Origin of the sequence: Kitasatospora sp. NPDC096204 (genome assembly GCF_044763205.1) — a bacterium.
Lineage (GTDB): Bacteria > Actinomycetota > Actinomycetes > Streptomycetales > Streptomycetaceae > Kitasatospora.
Window position 1 is genome coordinate 185,971 of record NZ_JBIWFT010000013.1, and the last position, 20,064, is coordinate 206,034.

General features: G+C 73.1%; 18 protein-coding genes. 8 read left to right on the forward strand and 10 right to left on the reverse strand.

The genetic code is table 11. The features are described from left to right. Positions 1–120 precede the first annotated feature (120 nt). Together ACIQ87_RS17035 and ACIQ87_RS17040 are read left to right on the forward strand one after the other, a co-directional pair. Positions 121–756 carry a TetR family transcriptional regulator gene (locus ACIQ87_RS17035; protein WP_402406898.1) on the forward strand — a complete coding sequence of 212 codons (636 nt, stop codon included), beginning with the start codon at positions 121–123 and terminating at the stop codon, positions 754–756. A 294-nt stretch (positions 757–1,050) separates the two neighbouring features. After that, positions 1,051–2,193 carry an alpha/beta hydrolase gene (locus ACIQ87_RS17040; RefSeq protein WP_402406901.1) on the forward strand — a complete coding sequence of 381 codons (1,143 nt, stop codon included), beginning with the start codon at positions 1,051–1,053 and terminating at the stop codon, positions 2,191–2,193. 144 nt (positions 2,194–2,337) lie between these two features. On the opposite strand, the gene ACIQ87_RS17045 is transcribed toward ACIQ87_RS17040, so the two are convergent. After that, positions 2,338–2,667 carry a MoaF-related domain-containing protein gene (locus ACIQ87_RS17045; RefSeq protein WP_224275159.1) on the reverse strand — a complete coding sequence of 110 codons (330 nt, stop codon included), beginning with the start codon at positions 2,665–2,667 and terminating at the stop codon, positions 2,338–2,340. Positions 2,668–2,877: 210 nt separating this feature from the next. Between ACIQ87_RS17045 and ACIQ87_RS17050 the strand changes: the two genes are divergently transcribed. Then, complete coding sequence (locus ACIQ87_RS17050; protein ID WP_402406904.1) at positions 2,878–4,278, forward strand: esterase/lipase family protein; 1,401 nt, start codon at positions 2,878–2,880, stop codon at positions 4,276–4,278. Between the two features lie 132 nt (positions 4,279–4,410). Here the strand turns inward: ACIQ87_RS17050 and ACIQ87_RS17055 are convergent, their stop codons facing one another. Further along, the gene (locus tag ACIQ87_RS17055) at positions 4,411–5,334 is read right to left on the reverse strand and encodes a hypothetical protein (protein ID WP_402406906.1); all 924 of its coding nucleotides are present in this window, start codon (positions 5,332–5,334) and stop codon (positions 4,411–4,413) included. Between the two features lie 174 nt (positions 5,335–5,508). Then, positions 5,509–6,306 carry an IclR family transcriptional regulator gene (locus ACIQ87_RS17060; RefSeq protein WP_402406908.1) on the reverse strand — a complete coding sequence of 266 codons (798 nt, stop codon included), beginning with the start codon at positions 6,304–6,306 and terminating at the stop codon, positions 5,509–5,511. A gap of 202 nt (positions 6,307–6,508) precedes the next feature. Here ACIQ87_RS17060 and aceB point away from each other — a divergent pair, with 202 nt between their 5' ends. After that, on the forward strand, positions 6,509–8,161 hold the full coding sequence (gene aceB / locus ACIQ87_RS17065) for a malate synthase A (RefSeq protein WP_402406911.1): 1,653 nt from the start codon (positions 6,509–6,511) through the stop codon (positions 8,159–8,161). Between the two features lie 377 nt (positions 8,162–8,538). Here the strand turns inward: aceB and ACIQ87_RS17070 are convergent, their stop codons facing one another. The 7 genes from ACIQ87_RS17070 to ACIQ87_RS17100 form a co-directional block, all read right to left on the reverse strand. Further along, on the reverse strand, positions 8,539–9,924 hold the full coding sequence (locus tag ACIQ87_RS17070) for an 8-oxoguanine deaminase (protein ID WP_402406914.1): 1,386 nt from the start codon (positions 9,922–9,924) through the stop codon (positions 8,539–8,541). 66 nt (positions 9,925–9,990) lie between these two features. Next, positions 9,991–11,499, reverse strand: a complete 1,509-nt coding sequence (locus ACIQ87_RS17075; protein WP_402406917.1) for a nucleobase:cation symporter-2 family protein — start codon at positions 11,497–11,499, stop codon at positions 9,991–9,993. A gap of 196 nt (positions 11,500–11,695) precedes the next feature. Then, positions 11,696–12,643, reverse strand: coding sequence for a factor-independent urate hydroxylase (gene pucL / locus ACIQ87_RS17080; protein WP_402406920.1), 948 nt, complete (start codon positions 12,641–12,643; stop codon positions 11,696–11,698). 32 nt (positions 12,644–12,675) lie between these two features. Next, positions 12,676–13,011, reverse strand: coding sequence for a hydroxyisourate hydrolase (gene uraH / locus ACIQ87_RS17085; protein ID WP_402406923.1), 336 nt, complete (start codon positions 13,009–13,011; stop codon positions 12,676–12,678). A gap of 128 nt (positions 13,012–13,139) precedes the next feature. Beyond that, positions 13,140–13,643, reverse strand: coding sequence for a 2-oxo-4-hydroxy-4-carboxy-5-ureidoimidazoline decarboxylase (gene uraD, locus ACIQ87_RS17090; protein WP_402406925.1), 504 nt, complete (start codon positions 13,641–13,643; stop codon positions 13,140–13,142). Between the two features lie 245 nt (positions 13,644–13,888). Then, positions 13,889–14,269 carry a helix-turn-helix domain-containing protein gene (locus ACIQ87_RS17095; RefSeq protein WP_402406928.1) on the reverse strand — a complete coding sequence of 127 codons (381 nt, stop codon included), beginning with the start codon at positions 14,267–14,269 and terminating at the stop codon, positions 13,889–13,891. After that, positions 14,266–14,511 (reverse strand): thiamine-binding protein, encoded by a 246-nt coding sequence (locus tag ACIQ87_RS17100; protein WP_392922130.1) that lies wholly within the window; start codon positions 14,509–14,511, stop codon positions 14,266–14,268. Before ACIQ87_RS17100 ends, ACIQ87_RS17095 begins: the two co-directional genes overlap by 4 nt. A 165-nt stretch (positions 14,512–14,676) precedes the next feature. On the opposite strand from ACIQ87_RS17100, the gene ACIQ87_RS17105 reads away from it, so the two are divergent. The 4 genes from ACIQ87_RS17105 to alc all read left to right on the forward strand — a co-directional run bounded on the left by ACIQ87_RS17105 (position 14,677) and on the right by alc (position 19,954). Further along, entirely contained in the window at positions 14,677–15,564 is an 888-nt protein-coding gene (locus ACIQ87_RS17105; protein ID WP_402406930.1) for a 2-hydroxy-3-oxopropionate reductase, read from the forward strand. A 416-nt stretch (positions 15,565–15,980) separates the two neighbouring features. Further along, positions 15,981–17,186, forward strand: coding sequence for a glycerate kinase (locus ACIQ87_RS17110; protein ID WP_402406933.1), 1,206 nt, complete (start codon positions 15,981–15,983; stop codon positions 17,184–17,186). Between the two features lie 147 nt (positions 17,187–17,333). Continuing rightward, positions 17,334–18,764, forward strand: coding sequence for an allantoinase AllB (gene allB / locus ACIQ87_RS17115; RefSeq protein WP_402406935.1), 1,431 nt, complete (start codon positions 17,334–17,336; stop codon positions 18,762–18,764). Continuing rightward, complete coding sequence (alc, locus tag ACIQ87_RS17120) at positions 18,761–19,954, forward strand: allantoicase (protein ID WP_402406937.1); 1,194 nt, start codon at positions 18,761–18,763, stop codon at positions 19,952–19,954. The genes allB and alc overlap by 4 nt, the downstream gene beginning before the upstream one ends. Positions 19,955–20,064: the final 110 nt, after the last annotated feature.

Consider the following 20,064-nt stretch of genomic DNA (forward strand, 5'->3'; position numbering starts at 1 on the left):
GATCGACACGGTACGCCTCAGTGGCACGTTGTGCCAAAAAGTCTATTCATGTCGACATGACGTGGCATGTCACCAAGTCGCGACGTGCCTCCTTGGCACCCGCCCGCGTAGGCTGGCCCCGTGACCGGACGCCCGACCCTGACCCAGCGCCGCCGTGAGGCCACTCGGCTGGACATCGCCCGCACCGCCGCCGCGCTCTTCGCCGAGCGGGGAGCGGAGGCGACCACCGCGGAGGAGATCGCCGTCGCCGCGGGCATCTCGCTGCGCACCTTCTACCGGTACTTCTCCGTCAAGGAGGACGCCGTCGCCCCGCTGCTCGCGGCGGGCGGGCAGGAGTGGGTGGAGCTGTTCGTGGCTAGCCCCGCGGACCTGCCGCTGCGGGAGGCGCTGGAGCGCGCGGCGGTCGCCTCGCTGACCCCGGCCGACGAGGCGCGGGTCGAGATGATGCGATGGGCCCGCGGCCTGCTGCGCGACCCGAAGCTGAGCGCCACCTGGCGGCGCGTCCACGCCGACTCGGAGGAGCGGCTGCGGGCCGCCCTCACCGAGCGCTGCCCGGACGGCACCGACCCGCTGGAGATCCGGCTGGCCGCCGCCGCCGCGACCGCGGCGATCCGGGTGGCCCTGGAACAGTGGGCCTCCTCCGACGCGGCCCTCGCCGGCCCCGGCTCCCCGCAGGACCTCGGCGCGCGCTGCATGCGCGAGCTCACGGCGGGGCTGCGGCTCTGGGAGCGGGTGGCGGACGGGGCGGGCGACTGAGCCGGCGGGCGACAGAGGGCCGGTGGCCGGTGGCCGGTGGCCGGCGGCAGAAGACAGGTGACAGATGGCCAGCGACAGATGGCAGCTGACAGAGTTCAGATGACAGCTTTCGAAATCTGTTATCTGACAGTTGTCACCCGTTTGCCCCTCTCCCCGTAACCTCCCAGCCGCGATCAGCTTCCTCCCAGCCGGCGTTAGGGTTGTTCCTCGCGCCCCGGCGGGGGAACCGGGGTGACCTCCTCGGATGTCCCCAGCGGAGGGGGCTGGAGTTCGAGGCGTGGGAGCAAGCAGGACATGGGTCTGACAAGCCACAAGGTGCTGGCGTTGACCGCACTGATCGCGGTCTTGATGATGGTCGGCACGGTCTGGTTGTGGCCCAGGCTCGCGAAGAGGACCTGGCAGGCGGTACTCGGCCGGATCGGCGCCCTGCTCGCCACCCAGCTCGCGGTGCTCGCCGCGCTCGGCCTGGTCGCCAACAACTACTTCGCCTTCTACAGCAGTTGGGACGACCTGCTGGGCACCGGCGACACCGGCCCGGTGGTCATCCACAACAAGGCGGACGCCTCCGGCCGGCTGATGGTGGAGACGATGGGCCAGGCCTCGGTCAAGGGCGGCGGCGCGATGGGCCGCGAGCCCGCCCAGTCCGGCGAGATCCGCAAGGTCCGGATCGACGGCGCGGTCAGCCGGCTGTCCACCGAGGGCTACGTCTACCTGCCCCCGCAGTACTTCCAGCCGGAGTACGCCCAGAAGCAGTTCCCGGCGGTGATCGTCAGCACCGGATTCCCAGGAATCGCCGAGAATCTGATCACCCGCTTCAACTACCCGGGCGCCGCACTCAAGCTGCTGCAGGAAGGGCGGATGCAGCCGACCGTCATGGTCCTGGTGCGTCCCTCGCCCGCGATGCCGCAGGACACCGAGTGCGAGGACGTCCCGAACGGCCCGCAGTCCGACACCTACTTCACCAAGGACGTGCCCTCGGCGATCCAGGCCAGCTTCCGGGTCTCCACCGACCCGCAGGCCTGGGCGTTCATGGGCAACTCGACCGGCGGCTACTGCGCGCTCAAGCTGGCCATGCGCCACCCGGACGTCTTCCCGACCGCCGTCGCCCTCTCCGCCTACTACGACGCGGCCGACGACCCGACCACGGGCGACCTCTTCGGTGGCAGCAAGCAGCGCCGCGACGAGGCCAACCTGTTCTGGCGGCTGAAGAACCTGCCGCAGCCGAAGGTGTCCGTGCTGCTGGCCGGTACCAAGAAGGGCGACGGCAACTACCGGCAGGACACCGAGGCCTTCGTCGACGCCGTGCAGAGCCCGATGAAGGTCTCGTACAGCATGCTGGAGAACGGCGGCCACAACTTCGAGACCTGGAGCGCCCTGCTGCCCTCCTCGCTGGAGTGGCTGTCCCAGCACCTCAAGGTGCCGAACCAGGCGGCGTGACCCCGAACGACCGAACCCGAACGACCGAACCCGAACGACCGAACCCCCGGAGCAGCGGCCCCGGGGGTTCGGTCGTTCGGTCGGACCGGGCCGTACGACCCGCTCCGCGGCCGTACGGCTCCGACGGCGCGGCGGTCCCGCCGCTCAGGCCACCCGCTCCAGCGTCCCGGTGTGCAGTTCGCCGACCCGGCCGCCCTCACCCTCGAAGGTCCAGAAGGCGCGGACCGTCAGCTTGCCAAGGTCCATCACGTGGCTGACGGTGATCCCGCTCTGCTCCGTCCAGCTGACGAAGTAGATCTCCGGCGCGACCTCGGCGACGTGCAGCCGCACGTCCTCCCACTGGCCCGCGGACTCGCCGAGGCCCTCCCAGCGCAGCCGCGTGCCGTCGGCCGAGTAGGTGTTGCGGAAGGCCGCGCCGTTGTCGGCCCGGAAGAGGTAGGTGCGGCCGGCGAAGGCGGGCAGGGGCGCGGTCATGGTGAGGCGGGTCCTCGTCTCTGTCAGGTCGTGGCGAGCACCTGGTCGGGCTCGCCGCTCTTGTGCACGGCGGATGATGTCCGACATCCAATTTATCCGACCGGGCGCAGTCGGTCAGGCACTCGCCACGGTACGGTCCGCCACCACACGGTCGCCCGGGTGTGCGACCGGCACATGGGCAGGGCCGCGCGCCGGTCCTACCGTCCGGCCATGAGACCTGCCCCCACACGCCCCGGCCCGACCACACGCCCCGGCGCGACCACGCGCCCCGGCGCGACCACGCGCCCCGGCGCGACCACGCGCCCCGGCGCGACCACGCGCCCCGGCGCGACGAGGCGCGTCCCCACCGCCCTCGCCGCCGTGCTGCTGACCCTGGCCGCCGCCCTCCTCGGCACCCCCACCGCCGCCCAGGCGGGCACGGCCCAGGTCACGGCCACGGCCACGGCCACGGCCCCCCTCACCCTGGAAGCCACCTTCCCCACCCCCGGCAACGGCTGGGCCAAGGTTGAGCGCTACCTCGACACCACCCCCGGCTTCGGCGCCGAGCAGTTCCCCTCCGACGGCCGCGGCGACCAGGACGGAGCCCGCCGGACGTACTTCGGCACCACCCGGCCCTCCTCCGCCCGCTTCCTGCTGTACTCCGGCGCCGGCTGGGACACCGGCAGCCAGGCCACCCCCGTCCTGCTGGTCCACGGCGCCAACGACAACGCCGACCGCGCCTGGGCGAACCCGGGGGAGAGCGGCACCTGCGGCGCCGCGAGCTGCCCGTCGACCGGGCTCGCCCAGTACCTCGCCGGCAACGGCCGCCGGGTCTTCGCGATCGGCTTCGCCCACAAGCACGGCGACAACCTGCTCCAGGCACAGGCGGTCGGCGACGCCGTCGCACTGATCCGGGCCCGGCTCGGGGTCCCCCAGGTCGACGTGGTGGCCTGGAGCAAGGGCGAGGTCGCCGCCCGGGCGTACGTGTCCTCGGTGAAGCCCTCCTGGGGCAGGGCGTACGCGGGCGACGTGCGCCGGCTGATCACCCTCGGCGGTCCGCACGGCGGGCTCGACTACGTGTACGCGCACGGCTGGGACTTCGACCTGGTCACCTGGCCGGCCTGCGGCGGCACCGCCAACGCGCCGTCCCCGCACCTCTACATGACCTGCTACGGCACGTACACCGCGCAGCCCTGCCTCGGGGTGCTGCCGAGCGGCGGCCACGACTGCTACCCGGGCCAGCGCCAGCTGCTCGCCCGCTGGGACGGCACCTACGGCGTGGACACCACCGCGCAGGACTGGTGGACCACCTACTACGGCGGCCAGGGCGTCTACACCTCCGGCCAGGGCATCCAGGCGGCGATCGACGCGGGTTCGCTGATCGCCCCGCTCCGGCAGGCCGGCATCCCGGCCTCGGTACGCACCTACCTGCTGGCGGGCGGATCCGCCGACATCCCGGGCGTGCTCAACGAGGGCCGCGGGCCGAGCGACGGCCTGGTCTTCACCGCGAGCGCGCTGGACACCACCGGCATCGCGACGGTCGGCGGAACCCGGCTGCTCACCGGCTTGAACCACCTGGAACTCGCCTGGGCACCGGACGCGGCGAGCCAGGTCAACGCCTGGCTCGGCTGAACCGGGAAAGCCGATCAACTCGACTGCCGCGCAGCGTCGTTGATAGCCGCCCGTCCACCCCGCGCCGCGCAGGAACCCCCGGTCACCTCCGCCCGGTCGGCAGGGCCACCCCTGCCGACCGGGCCACGTGACTCAGGAACCGGCAGCCGTCTGGACCACCGTGATGTCGAACGGCTGCCGGTTGTTGCCCTCGTTCCGGTCATCCGCGCTGCGCACCGCGACCGAGCCACCGCTCAGCCTGCCCACCGGCAACTCCGGGTCGAGCCGGACCGGGATGAGGGCGGTCGCGCTGCGCCCCTCCCGCAGTCCGGGCCCGAACACGCAGCGCACCACGCGGCCGTGGCCCGTCACCTGGCAGTCGGACGGGAAGTACGGGCCCTGCGGGCTGACCCCCTCCGGCAGGGTGACCAGGACCGTGAACGGGGAGGCGGTGGTCTCCGGGCCCCCGTTACCGACGAGGGCGCGGATCGTCGTGGTGCCGCCGGGTGTCGCCGCGTCCGGGTCCGACCGGACCACCTCCAGGTCGGAGGCGGACGGCCGCGCGACGGCGGGCGCGGGCAGCGTGGAGGCCTCGGACGTTCCGGACCCGACATCGGACCCGACATCGGACCCGGCGTCGGATCCGGAACCCGCTCCTGGTTTCGCGCCCGGCGTCGCCGGCGCCGGCAGGGTGGAGGCCCCGGGAACCACCAGTACGGGCAGGGTGGAGGCCCCCGGCGTCGCCGGCGCCGGCAGAGTGGAGACGCCCGGCGTCGCCGGTGCGGGCAGGGTGGACGGTGCACCCGTCGCGAGGACCTCCACCGCGGGCCGGGGCTCGGGCCGGCGCAGTGCCCAGGACGGGTCGCCGGCCAGCACCGTCACCGCGCACCCCGCCGCCACGGCCGCGACCAGCCCGGCCCCGCCGAACCCCCTGCCGCCCGCGGCGCGCCGTACGCTGCCACCCCGTACGCCGTCACCCCGTACGCTGCCGTCCCGTACGTCCTCACCTCGTACGTCGGCACCGCGTACCCCGCCGTCCGGCGCGGCCTCCCGCACGTCCCGGTGCTGCTGCTCCATCCCCGCTCACCCTGCCCTCGCGTCCCGGCCGCCCGCGCCGTTGCGGGCCGCGTCGGCACCAGGGTGGCGGAGCCGTCGCCGGAGCCCGGTGGCAACCCGCCCGCCGTCCGCTCGAACGGATGACGCGGCGCACCGCCCCGACCGGGTCGGCCGACAAGGCTGGTTGACGGGATGTCAGGGGGCGAGGACCTGCCCCAGCCGGGTCGCGATCTGGTGCATCACCGGCACCAGGGAGGCGGCCCCGTCCTGCTCCTCCAGGGCGCGGATCCGGGCCTCCGGTCCGGAGACCGAGAGCGCGGTGGGCGTCGGCGCGCCCGGGACGGCGAGCGCGATGCAGCGGACGCCGATCTCCTGCTCCTGGTCGTCGACCACGTAGCCGCGTTCGCGGGCCTCGGCGAGCTGGCGCATCAGCTCCTGCGGGTCGGTGACCGTGTACTCGGTGTGCGCGGGCAGCGGGTTGGGGCCGAGGACGGCGCGGGCCTCGTCCTCGGGCAGCTGGGCGAGCAGTGCCTTGCCGACGCCGGTGCAGTGCGGCTGGACCCGTCGGCCGACCTCGGTGAACATCCGCATCGAGCGGCGCGACTGAACCTGCCCGACGTACACCACCTCACCGCCCTCCAGCACCGCCAGGTTGGCGGTCTCGCCGGTGGCCTCCATGAGTTCGGCCAGGTAGGGGCGGGCCCAGCTGCCGAGCAGCCGGCCGGCCGTCTCGCCGAGCCGGATCAGCCGGGGGCCGAGGGTGTAGCGGCGTGCGGTGTCCTGACGGACATAGCCCTGCTGGACGAGGGTACGAACCAGCCGGTGGATGGTCGGCATCGGGAGGCCGGAACTGGTGGAGAGCTCGCTGAGGGTGGCCACGCCGCCGGAGTCGGCCAGCGCCTCCAGGAGCTGGAAGGCGCGCTCGACGGACTGCACGCCGCCGCTCGCGCGGTCCGTGCCGGTCGTCGATGCTGGGTCGGGGGTCGCGACCACCGGTGTTCCCTTCACTGTCGGGGGGAGTGGATTCCCGGGCGATCTCTTCAACAAATCGTTGAAATTCTGTATCGCGGAAACTAGTCTCCACCTTACAGAATCGAACCCGCCGACCGGCGGGCGCCGATCGCGGAAGTTCCCCGAGGAAGTTCCTGCCGGAGCTCCCCTCGCCAGGCTCAACCGTCTTAGGAGTGTCCTGCTCATGGCTGCAGATCAGGGGTCCGTCGGTTCCTCCCCCGCCGCTCCGGTCGTCACCGTCGCCGGTCCTCGTGTCCACCGGTCGGAGGAGGTGCTCACCGCGGAGGCGACCGCCTTCGTCGCCGGGCTCCACCGCGCCTTCGAGGGACGCCGACAGGAGCTGCTGGCCAGGCGGAAGACCCGCCGCACCGAGATCGCCGCCGCCGGGACCCTGGACTTCCTCCCCGAGACCGCCGCCGTCCGGGCCGCGGACTGGAAGGTCGCCGAGGCGCCCCGCGCGCTCCAGGACCGCCGGGTCGAGATCACCGGCCCGACCGACCGCAAGATGGTCGTCAACGCGCTCAACTCCGGGGCGCGGATCTGGCTCGCGGACTTCGAGGACGCCACCTCGCCGACCTGGGAGAACGTGGTCGGCGGCCAGGTCAACCTGATCGACGCCTTCGAGGGCCGGATCGACTTCACCAGCGCCGCGGGCAAGGCCTACACCCTCAAGCCCGCCGCCGAACTCGCCACCGTCGTGGTCCGCCCGCGCGGCTGGCACCTGGACGAGAACCACCTGCTGGTCGACGGCACTCCGGTGGCCGGCGCGTTCGTCGACTTCGGCCTCTACTTCTTCCACAACGCCGCCCGGCTGCTGGCCAAGGGCGCCCAGGACCCCAACTCCGGCCCGTACTTCTACCTGCCGAAGACCGAGAGCCACCTCGAGGCCCGGCTGTGGAACGACGTGTTCACCCATGCCCAGGCCGAACTCGGCATCCCGCACGGCACGATCCGGGCGACCGTCCTGATCGAGACCATCACCGCCGCGTTCGAGATGGACGAGATCCTCCACGAGCTGCGCGACCACGCGGCCGGCCTCAACGCCGGGCGCTGGGACTACCTGTTCTCGATCGTCAAGAACTTCCGCGACGCCGGCGAGCACTACATCCTGCCCGACCGCAACAGCGTCACCATGGCCTCGCCGTTCATGGCCGCCTACACCCGGCTGCTGGTGCAGACCTGCCACCGGCGCGGCGCCCACGCGATCGGCGGCATGGCCGCGTTCATCCCGAGCCGCCGCGACCGGGAGGTCAACGCGGCCGCGCTGGAGAAGGTCACGGCGGACAAGGACCGCGAGGCGGGCAACGGCTTCGACGGCTCCTGGGTCGCCCACCCCGACCTGGTGCCCGTCGCCCGGGCCTGCTTCGACGCGGTGCTCGGCGAGCGGCCCCACCAGAAGGACAACCCCGGCCCGGCCGAACCGGTCACCGCCGCCCAACTGCTCGACATCGCCGGTGCCGGCGGCAGCTGCACCCACGCCGGGCTGCACAACGCCGTCCAGGTCGGCATCCGCTACATCGAGGCCTGGCTGCGCGGACTCGGGGCCGTCGGCATCTTCAACATGATGGAGGACGCCGCCACCGCCGAGATCTCCCGCTCGCAGATCTGGCAGTGGATCCACAACGGGGTCGTGCTGTCCGACACCGGCGAGAAGACCACCGTCGCACTGGTCCGCGCCCTGGTCGCCACCGAGCTCGCCGAACTCCGCGCCGAGCTGGGGGAGGAGGCCTACGGCGCCGGCCGTTGGCACGAGGCCGCCGGGCTCTTCGAACAGGTGGCCCTGGCCGAGGAGTTCGTGGACTTCCTGACCCTCCCCGCGCTCCCCCTGCTGGGCTGAGCCCCCGGCCGGCCCGGCTCCGTTCCGTTTCGTCCCTACGGCACGGCCGCTCTCGTCTTCCCGCGCAGGAGCCGAACCCATGGCACGCATCTTCTTCAACGGCCAGGCGATGGTCGGCGGCCCCTTCCAGGCGAAGGTCGCCGACGCGCTGGTCGGGCCGGCCCGGACCGCGCCCGGCTACCGCTTCTTCTCCATCGACGACGTCAGCCGTCATCTGTCCGCCCCCTCCCCGGACGCCCCCTCCCCGGACGCCCCCTCCCCGGACGTCCCCTCCCCGGACGTCCCCTCCCCGGACGTCCCCTCCCCGGACGTCCCCTCCCCGGACGTCCCCTCCCCGGACGTCCCCTCCCCGGACACCCCCGAGCCCGGTACGGGCGTCAGGCCGGACGAGCCGCCAGCTCTCGGGCGGCCCGCGCACAGTCGCGTGCGATCCGGTCCTCGTCGACGGTGGTCAGCTGCCCCTGCTCGACCACCGCGTTGCCGTTGACGAACAGCACCGACAGCGGCGGCAGCGCGCCGAAGGTGAGCGCGGCGACCGGGTCGGCGATCGACGAGTGCATGATCCCGTCGATCTTCCACAGTGCCAGGTCGGCCAGCTTGCCGGCCTCGACCGAACCGATCTCCTCCTGCCGCCCGAGCACCCGGGCGCCGCCCATGGTGCCCAGGCGCAGCGCCTGCCGCCCGGTGAGCGCCGCGGGCGAGCCGTGCAGCCGGTTGATCAGCAGCGCGTTGCGCAGCTCGGTGCCCAGTTCGCCGGACTCGTTGGAGGCGGCGCCGTCCACCCCGAGCCCGACCGGGACGCCCGCCCGGAGCATGTCGGGCACCCGGGCGATGCCGGCCGCCAGGCGGGCGTTGGAGGACGGGCAGTGGGCGACGCCGGTGCCGGTCCGGGCGAACTTGGCGATGTCGGAGTCGTTCATGTGCACGCAGTGCGCCATCCAGACGTCCTCGCCGAGCCAGCCCACCGACTCGAAGTAGTCGGTCGGCCCCATGCCGAACAGCTCCCTGCAGAACTGTTCCTCCTCGGCCGTCTCCGAGCCGTGGGTGTGCAGCCGGACGCCCTTGCGGCGGGCGAGTTCGGCGGACCGGCGGAGCAACTCGGTGGAGACGGAGAAGGGAGAGCACGGCGCTATCGCGATGTGCAGCATCGAGCCGAAGGAGGAGTCGTGGTACCGGTCCACGGCGGCCTCGGACGCGGCCAGGATGTCGTCCGGCTCCTCGACCGCGTGGTCCGGCGGCAGCCCGCCGTCCTTCCGGGAGCGGTCCATCGAGCCGCGCAGGGCGGTGAAGCGCAGGCCGAGTTCCCGGACGGCCTCGATGGAGGCGCCGAGGACGTCGCCGCCGTCCGTCGGGAAGACGTAGTGGTGGTCGGCGGCGGTGGTGCAGCCGGACTTGAGCAGCGCGGCCGCGGAGCCCTGGCTGGCCGCGTGCACGAGCTTCTCGTCGACCCTCGCCCAGGTCGGGTAGAGGGCGACCAGCCAGTCGAACAGGATGTGGTCCTGGGCCAGGCCGCGGGTGATCCACTGGTAGAAGTGGTGGTGGGTGTTGACCAGGCCCGGGGTGACGAGGTGGCCCTCGCCGTCGATCCGGCGCACCACGTTGTCCAGCTCCGTGGGGGCGGGGCCGTCGCCCACCGCCTCGATGGTGTTGCCGAGGATGACGACGTGGCCGCGGGCGTGCTCGGTGTCCTTCGCGTCCACGGTGGCGATCGCGACGTTCTCGATCACGATCCGCTGGTCGCCGGGCGGGGGCTGGACTGTCATGTGTGACTCCTAGGGGAGGGTCGGAGGGAGCGCGCGCCGCACGGTGCACGCCGCTCCCCGGACCGGTCAGGACGGTCTCGCCGTCGGCACCGTCGGCACCGTCGGCACCGTCGGAACCGCCGGAACCGTCGGAACCGGCGCGCCGGAGCCCGGGCCGGACCCGGGCCGGTGGGCGGCTCCGACGTGGTGGAACAGCAGGTTGAGCAGGACGGCCATCACGCAGCCGGCCGAGATCCCCGAGTGCAGCAGGGTCCGGGCGGACTCCGGGAAGGAGTCGTAGAACGTCGGCGCGGCGATCGGGATGATGCCGACACCGAGCGAGACCGACACCAGGACGGTGTGCGAGTTGGACTCCATGCCCGCCTCCGCGAGTGTGCGGATGCCGCTGGCCGCGACCGTGCCGAAGAGCACGATCCCGGCGCCGCCGAGGACGGGCTGTGGAACCAGCGAGACGACCGAGCCCAGCACGGGGAACAGCCCCAGCAGGACCAGGATGCCTCCACCGGCCGCGACCACGAAGCGGCTGCGGATCCTCGTCAGCGCCACCAGCCCGATGTTCTGGGCGAAGGCGCTGGCGGCGAAGCCGTTGAGGACGGGACTGAGCGCGGTGGCCAGACCGTCCGCCCGCAGGCCGGCGGCGAGCGTGGGTTCGTTCGCCTCGCGATCGACGATCCGGCCGAGGGCGAGCATGTCGGCGGTGGACTCGGTCATCGAGACCACCATGACGATGCACATCGAGACGATCGCGGCGGCGTCGAACAGGGGCGCGCCGAAGTGGAACGGGGAGGGGAGCGCGAAGATCTTCGCGTCCTGGACCGCGCCGAAGTGGGCCAGCCCCAGCGGGAAGGCGATCAGGGTGCCGAGCGCCAGGCCGACGAGCAGTGACAGCTGCTGCCAGAAGCCGCGCAGCAGCCGATTGCAGAGCACCACCGCGACGAGGGTGATCGCGGCGAGGCCGACGGCCCGCATCGAGCCGTACCCGGGGGCGCCCGGCGAGCCGCCGCGTGCCCAGTTGACCGCCACCGGGAGCAGGGACACCCCGATGAGGGTGATCACGGTGCCCTGGACGACCGGGGGGAAGAACCGGATGAGCCTGCAGAAGTACGGTGCCGCGAGGAAGCACAGGAGCCCCGCGACGATCACCGCTCCGAAGATCACCGGGAGGGCGTGCTTCGGTCCCTGCTCCTTCGCTATGGCGATCATGGGCGCGACCCCCGCGAAGGAGACGCCGTTCACGAACGGCAGTCGCGCACCGACCTTCCAGACGCCGAGCGTCTGGAGGAGGGTGGCCAGTCCGGCGGTGAACAGGCTGGCCGAGATGAGCAGGGCGAGTTCGGCGGGGGAGAGCCCGACGCCGGCGCCGACGATGAGCGGGGGTGCGACGACCCCCGCGTACATCGCGGCGACGTGCTGGAGTCCGGTGGAGATCAGCTTCACCGGCGGCAGCAACTCGTCCACGGGATGGGTCCCGGCCCGGGGCGGTCTGCCGGGCAGGTGTGCCGCCGCGCCGTCCGGGCCGCGCGTTCTCGGTGGGGTGGAACCGCCGTCCGTACTGCTGGTGTTGCTGGTTGCCATGTCGAGCCCCTCTTGTGCCCGTGGCTCCCGGCGCGCCCGTGGCGCTGGAGTGCGGCCGGTGCTGCTGTGACCGAGGGCGGGAGAGCGGTGCGGGGTTCCCTCGGCCGGCCCCTCCAGTGCCCCGGGCCGGCCGCCGCGAGGCGGACACGAACTCCGGTGGGTGGGGGTGGGGGTGGAGAAACAGCTGGTGGGGAGGTCAGACGACCGGGATGACCGGGACGACGCCCTCGCGGTGCACGGTGCCCTCGATCAGGCCGTACATGCGGTCCGCGGCGTAGTAGACCTCGTTCTCGTTCCTGAGGCCGAACGGCTCCAGGTCGACCAGGAAGTGGTGCTTGTTCGGCAGTTCGAGGCGGACCTCGTCCACCTCGGCGCGGTTGTCGAGGACCCGGGTGCCCATCGCGTGCAGGGTCTGCTGCAGCGAGTAGGAGTAGGTCTCGGCGAAGGCCTCCAGCAGGTGCCGCTTCACCTGGGTGTAGGAGCGGTTCCAGTCGGGCTGGGCCTCGCCGTCCCGCCCGCTGTGGCCGAACTTCCACCGGGCGGTGACCTGGGTGGCGAGGATGCGGTCGTACGCCTCCTCGAGGGTGGTGTAGCCGTCCTTGATGTAGCCCCAGAACTCCGAGTTGGTGGAGTTCATGACGACCAGGTCCTTCAGGCCCGAGATGACCCGGACGGACTCCCCGTCGTAGACGATCTCGCTGGTACGGACCTCCTGGCCGCTGCGGACGAAGGAGTGGCCCACCTCCTCCTCTTTCTCCTCCTCTTTCTCCTTCTCCGAGCCGATGAAGCGGGCCGAGCCGTCCGGCGTCCGGATCCGCTCCCAGGCGTACTCCTCGATCCGGATCCGGGCGCCGTGCACGACGCCGCGCTCGGTGTCGTCGACGAAGTGGCGGGCCAGGAGGATGCCGAACGCCTCGGCCGACTCGATGCCGTACTCCTTGGCGAAGGCGTAGACGGTGTTCTTGGTGGTGTCGGTGGGCAGGCAGTTGGCGTTGGACCCGGTGAGGTGGACGTCCTGGAACTCGCCGCGCAGCGAGACGGAGACGTTCAGGTCCTTGATCTCGTGCCGGGCGGAGTCGCGGTGGATCCGGACGATGCGGTTCTCCGCCTTGCCGTACTGGTTCTGACCGAGCACATGGGCCATGACGTGGCTCCTAGGCTTTCCAGGTCGGTCCACTAGCTTCCGCGGTAGACCGAGTATCCGAACGGACTGAGCAGCAGCGGCACGTGGTAGTGGTGCTGTTCGGGCGCGACCGTGAAGACGATCGGGACCTCGGGGAAGAACGGAGGCTCGGAGGACGCGGACGCGTGGTACGCGCCGGTGTCGAAGAGCAGCCGGACGACCGAGCCCGCCTCCACGGCCGGCAGGTCCCTGACCCGGCCGTCGGAGTCCGTGGCGGAGGTGCCGAGCACCTGCCAGCCACCCTCGGTGTGCAGTGCGAGCTCGACCGGGACGCCTTCGGCCGGCCGGCCGAGGCTGGTGTCGAGCACGTGGGTGGAGATGCCGGTCATGGGTGAAGTGGCCTTACCGATGGCGTGGATGATGGTTCATCAGGTATCGAACGGGCCGGGCGGAGGCGAATCGGGGTGCCTGGCCGGGATGGTGCGGCCATGAATATGACGGTCAGTCATGGCGGATGTCAGGAGGTGTCGAGCAGGCGGTCGAGCCGGATGTCGTTGATCTTGCGGAGCTCCTCGCGGACGACCTCCGCCTCGGTGGCCGCGTCGTTGGGGTGGCGCTCGCGCAGGGCGGCGAGCAGGTCGACCGCGGAGCGGCCGGTCGCGCAGATCAGGAACACGTGGCCGAACTTGGCCTCGTAGGCGGCGTTGGCCTCCTCCAGTTCGTCGAGGACCGCCCGGTCCACGCCCCGGATTCCGGCCTGTTCGCGCTCGGAGGTGGCGTCGCCCGCCAGGGGCTTGCCGATCCGGGCGTGGCCGGCCATCGCGTCGAGCAGGTCCTCGGCCGTCAGTGACGCGACGGCGGCCGCGTTGGCGGCGAGCAGGGCCTCGCGGTCGGACCAGGGCTTGTCCGCCGCGACCGTGGCGGCCCAACGGGGGCTGGAGCAGACCTCCAGCAGGATCCCTTCCAGCTCCGCGGCATCGGTCGCGGCCAGAGTGTCAAGAGTGTGGGGGTGGTTGGTCACGAGTGGACCTCCTGGAGAGTGGTGCCACCCGGAAAAGCTAGATCGGGCCCACCCGGCCGTCAACACTTTGTTGAACGATTGGTGGTCGCGTTTCGAGCGGGGCCGCGATGCCGGGCCCTTTCGTGTGCGATTCGCCAAGTGTGCCCCGCCGCAAGCCGATCCAGTCCTGTCGGGTCGGCGGGGTCACCCGTTCGGAAGTCCCGCGGCGGGGTCCGGGCGCGCCCCGGAGGGCGCCGAACCGGGCGTCAGGAGGACTTCGCGCTGTCCTGGCGGTTCAGGTAGTTGTACACGGTGAAGCGGCTGACACCCAGGGCCGAGGCGACGGTCTCCACGCCGTGGCGGACGGTGAACGCGCCGCGCTCCTCCAGCAGGGCGACGACCCGCTGCTTCTCCAGCCGGTCGAGCTCGGCCAGCGGGCGGCCGTCGAACTGGCGGGTCATCTCGGTGAGCATCCGGTCCAGCGCGCTGCCCAGGTGCGGCAGCCGGACGGCCAGGGCGGGGACGCCCTCCCACTCCAGGACCACGTCGTCGGGCTTCGCCTCGCCCAGCGGGACGGGCGTCGCGCCGACCGCGGCCAGCAGCGGCTTCACCGCCGCGGCGAGCGGGTGTTCCACGTTCTCGGTCACGGCGTACCGTCCTCCTCGCCCAGCACGCTGACCTGGACCGAGATCCGGGTCGCCCCGGCGTCCAGCGTCTCCTTGAGCAGCTTGGTCACCGCGGCCAGGACCTGCTCGGCCTCGCCCTCCGCGCCGGTGCCGAAGGGGCCGACGGACACGGCCAGGCCGGCCGCGTCGACGACCTCGCGAGCCGCCGCGGCGTGCTCAGGGAACGTGTCCAGTTCGAACGGTTCTGTCGTGAACTCCACCATCAATCGCACGGGGTCACTGTAGCGAGCGGGGGTGTGGACGGGGCAGGGGCCGGGTGATCGAACAGTCCGGCCTCCGGGGGAGGCGGCGGTCCGCCCGCGAGCCCTGAGGTGGTTTCAACAAAGTGTTGCACCTTCGTTGGACGTACACACAAGGAGCTCGACGCGATGAGCCGCAGGATCGCCTTCATCGGCCTCGGCATCATGGGCGGCCCGATGGCCGCCAATCTGGTCAGGGCCGGCCACCACGTCACCGGCTTCGACCTCACCCGGCCCCCGATCGACGCCCTGGTCGCGGTCGGTGGCCACGGCGCCACCGGCATCGCGGACGCGGTGCGGGACGCCGACGTCGTCATCACCATGGTCCCGGCCGACCCGCAGGTCGAGCAGGTGGTTCTGGGCGAGGGCGGCGTGCTGGAGAACGCCGGGCCCGGCACCCTGCTGATCGACATGTCCTCGATCACCCCGCGGACCTCGACCAAGGTCGACGCCGCGGCCAGGGAGAAGGGCGTCCGCACCCTGGATGCTCCGGTCTCCGGCGGCGAGGCGGGCGCCGTCGAGGCCGTCCTGTCGATCATGGTCGGCGGGGCCGCCGAGGACTTCGCCGAGGCCGAGCCGCTGTTCGGCGCGCTGGGGACCACGGTCGTCCACGTCGGCCCGTCCGGTGCCGGCCAGACCGTCAAGGCCGCCAACCAGCTGATCGTCGCGGCCAACCTCCAGGTGCTCGCCGAGGCCGTGGTGTTCCTGGAGAACGCCGGCGTCGACCTCGCCTCCGCGCTGGACGTGCTCGGCGGCGGCCTGGCCGGCTCCACCGTGCTCGACCGCAAGAAGGCGAACATGCTGAACCGCGAGTTCGCGCCCGGCTTCCGGATCGACCTGCATCACAAGGACATGGGCATCGTCACCGACGCCGCCCGCGCCGTGGGCGCCGCGCTGCCGGTCGGCGCCGTGGTGGCCCAACTGGTCGCCTCCGCCCGCGCCAACGGCGACGGCTCGCTCGACCACTCGGCGCTGCTGCGCGGCGTCGAGCGGCTCTCCGGCCGCGCGGTCGGCTGACACCCCGGGAGCTCCCGAGCGGAGCCCCCGGCTCCCGAACTCCTCCTGGCGGTGTGTACCCGCTCCGGTCGTGCCCGCGCCGCCAGGAGGCCGCACTCGACCGGCGGGCGGGCCGGGGCTCATCCGCCCGCCCGCCGGTCGATCCAGGCCGGGCGACGCGTACGTCCCGCTGGGGGCACCTCGGTCGCGCCCGGTACGCGTCGCCCGGTATGTCGCCCGGCGCCTCCCCGCCGAGGGAGTCTCCGGTACGTCCGGCCACACCGACCGAGGGGCTCGCACCCCGGGGCCACCCGGGCCCATGCTGGACGCACGCCCGTCGGACGCACGTCTGTCGGACGTACACCAGTCGGACGAACGTCTGCCGGACGCACGCCGCAGGACCACCGTCAGACCCGTACGGAAACGAGGACCGCGCCATGCCACCCACCCCCCACCAGGGCCATGTGGTCGTCGCCCCCGACAAGTTCAAGGGCAGCCTGGAGGGCGCCGAGGCGGCGGCCCGGATCGCCGCCGGCATCCGGCGTGCCGCGCCCGGCACCGAGGTGCGCGAACTGCCCGTCGCCGACGGCGGCGAGGGCACCGTGGCCGCCGCGCTCGCGGCCGGCTTCAGCAGGGTCCCGGCCGAGGTGGCCGGCCCGACCGGACTGCCGGTGGACGCCGTGCTGGCCGTCCGGGACGACACCGCCGTGGTCGAGCTGGCGCAGGCCGCGGGCCTGGCCCGGCTGCCCGGCGGCCGGGCGGCCCCGCTCACGGCCGGGTCCTACGGGGTCGGTCAGCTGATCGCCAAGGCGGTCTCGCTCGGCGTCAAGCGGATCGTCCTGGGGCTGGGCGGCAGCGCCTGTACGGACGGCGGCGCCGGCATGGTGCAGGCCCTCGGGGCGCGGCTGCGCGATGCCGACGGCGCCGAACTGCCGCCCGGTGGCGCCGCGTTGCGCCGGCTCGCGGTGATCGACCCCGGCCCGCTCGCCGACACCCTGGGCGGGGTCGAGGTCGTGGTGGCCTGCGACGTGGACAACCCGCTGCTCGGGCCGCGCGGCGCCGCCGCCGTCTACGGCCCGCAGAAGGGCGCCGACGGTGCGGACCTGGTGGTGCTGGAAGCGGGGCTGACCCGGTTCGCCGACCTGGTCGCCGAGGCCACCGGGCGGGACGTCCGGGAGGCGCCCGGCGCGGGCGCGGCGGGCGGGGTGGGCTTCGGTGCCCTGGCCCTGCTGGGCGCGACCGTACGGCCCGGCATCGAGCTGCTGCTCGACCTGTTGGACTTCGACGGGGCCGTGCGCGGGGCAAGCCTCGTCGTGACCGGCGAGGGCTGCCTGGACGCGCAGACGCTGCACGGCAAGGCCCCCGCCGGAGTCGCCGCGGCCGCCGCCCGGGCCGGGGTCCGGGTGGCCGCCGTGGCGGGCCGGCTGGAGCTCGCCGAACCCGAGTGGCGGGCCGCCGGCTTCACCGCCGTGATCGCCCTGACCGACCTGATCGCCTCGACCGCCTCGACCGATTCGACCGACCCGGCCGACCCGACCGACCCGACCACCCTGGCCGAGCGGCCGGGGGAGAGCATGGCCAGGGCCGCGGAGCTGGCCGAACTCGCGGGGGAGCGGCTGGCCGAGCGCCTGTTGCCGGGCTGACCCCCGTGCGCGCGGAGCCGTCGGACGCCCCCGACCCGCCAACGCCCATCCATTGACGTTTTGTTGAAGGCAGGCCTAGGCTCCCGGCAATCCTTCGCCTCCACCCGTGTTCGCGCACCCCCGACTCCCAGGTTCCGGAGGTCTCCTGTGCCCTTCAGCCAGCCGACGGTGATCCGCTCCCGACGGGCGGTCCTGCCCGACGGCGAGCACCCCGCGGACGTGCTGATCCGGGACGGGAGGATCGTCCGGACGGCCCCGCACGGCTCGCTCACGGCCGGCGACGGCGAACTCGTCGACCTCGGCGACACCGCGCTGCTGCCGGGCCTGGTCGACACCCACGTGCACGTCAACGAGCCCGGCCGCACCGAGTGGGAGGGCTTCGCCACCGCCACCCGGGCCGCCGCGGCCGGCGGCGTCACCACGATCGTCGACATGCCGCTCAACTCGATCCCGCCCACCACCACGGTGGCCGGGCTGGCGGCCAAGCGGAAGGCCGCCGAGGGCCAGGCCTGGGTCGACCTCGGCTTCTGGGGCGGCGCCGTCCCCGGCAACCTGGCGGACCTCGAACCCCTGTACCGGGAGGGCGTGTTCGGCTTCAAGAGCTTCCTCGCCCCCTCCGGGGTGGAGGAGTTCCCGCATCTCGAGGCCGCCGACCTGACGGCGGCGCTGGCCGAGCAGGCCCGGATCGGGGCGCTGGCGATCATCCACGCCGAGGACCCGGCCGTGCTCGCCGCCGCCCCGCGGCAACCCGGCGTCCACTACCGGGACTTCCTGGCCTCGCGGCCCGCCGACGCGGAGACCGCCGCCGTCGCCCACCTGCTCGCGGCGCTGTACCGGACCGGCGCCCACCGCACCGGCGCCCGGGTGCACGTCCTGCACGTCTCCTCCGCCGCCGTGCTGCCGCTGCTGCGGCGGGCCCGCGAGGACGGCGTACGGGTGACCGCCGAGACCTGTCCGCACTACCTGACCCTCGCCGCCGAGCAGGTGCCGGACGGCGGCACCGCCTTCAAGTGCTGTCCGCCGATCCGCGACGAGTCCAACCGGGACGCGCTCTGGCAGGCCCTGGCGAACGGCGAGTTCACCGCCGTCGTCTCCGACCACTCACCGTCCACCCCCGACCTCAAGCTGCTGCCCGAGTACGGCGGCAGCGGCGACTTCTCGGCCGCCTGGGGCGGCATCGCCTCGCTCCAGCTCGGCCTGCCGGCCGTCTGGACCGAGGCCCGCCGGCGCGGCCACACCCTGGCCGACGTGGTGCGCTGGATGTCCGCCGGACCGGCCGACCTGGTCGGCCTCACCGGCACCAAGGGCGCCATCGCCGCCGGCCACGACGCGGACCTGGTCGCCTTCGACCCCGACGGTGGGTTCGCCGTGCGGGCGAGCGGGCTGCACCACCGCAACCCGGTCACCCCGTACGTGGGCCGGACCCTCACCGGCGCGGTGCGCACCACCTGGCTGCGCGGCCGCGCGGTGGATCCAGCCGCCCGCCCCTTCGGCCGTCAGCTCGTCCGGCCGCACTCCCGCCCCGGTCCCACCCCACCACCACCACCCCGTCCGAACGCGCCCAAGGAGAGCCAGTGACCACTGCCGACACCCCGAGTGCTCCCTTCACCGAGCTGGTCGACCTGGCCTCCCGACCGCTCGGCGCGGGCGTCGTCGCCACCAACGAGGACACCTTCGCGGACGCCGAGAACCTGCTGGTCGCCGCGCCGGCCGAGTTCCGCCCGCACACCTTCGGCCACAAGGGCCAGATCATGGACGGCTGGGAGTCCAAGCGCCGCCGCGGTGCCTCCGCCGAGCAGCCGCACCCCACCGACACGGACCACGACTGGGCGATCGTCCGGCTCGGCGCCGCCGGGGTGATCCGCGGCGTGATCGTGGACACCGCCCACTTCACCGGCAACCACCCGGAGTCCGCCTCGGTCGAGGCCGCGTCCGTCCCCGGCCACCCCTCGCCCGAGGAACTCCGGGCCGCCGAGTGGACCACGATCGTGCCGCGCACCGGGCTCAGGGGAGACACCGCCCACGAGTTCGCCGTCGCGGACGGCACCCGCTACACCCACGTGCGGCTGAACATCTTCCCGGACGGCGGCGTCGCCCGGCTGCGGGTGCACGGTGAGGTGCTGCCCGACCCGCGCGAACTCGAAGGCCTCACCTTCGACTTGGCCGCCCAGGAGTACGGCGGCGTGGCCGAGGCGGCGTCCGACCGCTACTTCTCCTCCCCGCACAACCTGAACGCTCCCGGCCGCGCCCGCGTCATGGGCGACGGGTGGGAGACCCGGCGCCGGCGCGACAAGGCCAACGACTGGGTGCGGATCGCCCTGGCCGGGGGCGGTGAGGTCCTGGCCGCCGAAGTGGACACCTCCTGCTTCGTCGCCAACGCCCCCGGCTGGGCCGACCTGATCGGCTTCGACGCCTCGACCGGGGCCGACCCGGCCGACGGCGAGTGGTTCGAACTCCTGCCCCGCACCCGGCTCCAGCCCGACACCCGGCACCGCTTCCGGCTCGACGCCGGCCGCCCGGTGACCCACGTGCGCATCAACGTCTACCCGGACGGCGGACTGGCCCGCCTCCGGCTCACCGGCCGCCTCACCGAGGCCGGTCGCACGGCCCTCGCGCTGCGCTGGTTCGACGCCCTCCCGGCCGCCGAGGCCCGTGCCGCCCTCACCGCGGCCGGTGCCGCCGCCGGCGAGGCCGCCGCACTGACCGCCGCCCGCCCGGTCGTCGACCCGACCGGGGCCGCGACCGTCGTCCGGATCCTGCTCGGCTAGCCCCGGACTTCGCAGATGGGGTTTTAGGTTTCCAGCCAGCGGGGTCGGGTTTCGTCGATGCCGAGGAGTTCGAGCAGGTGTGCTTGGACTCCTCGGTTGATGAGGACGGC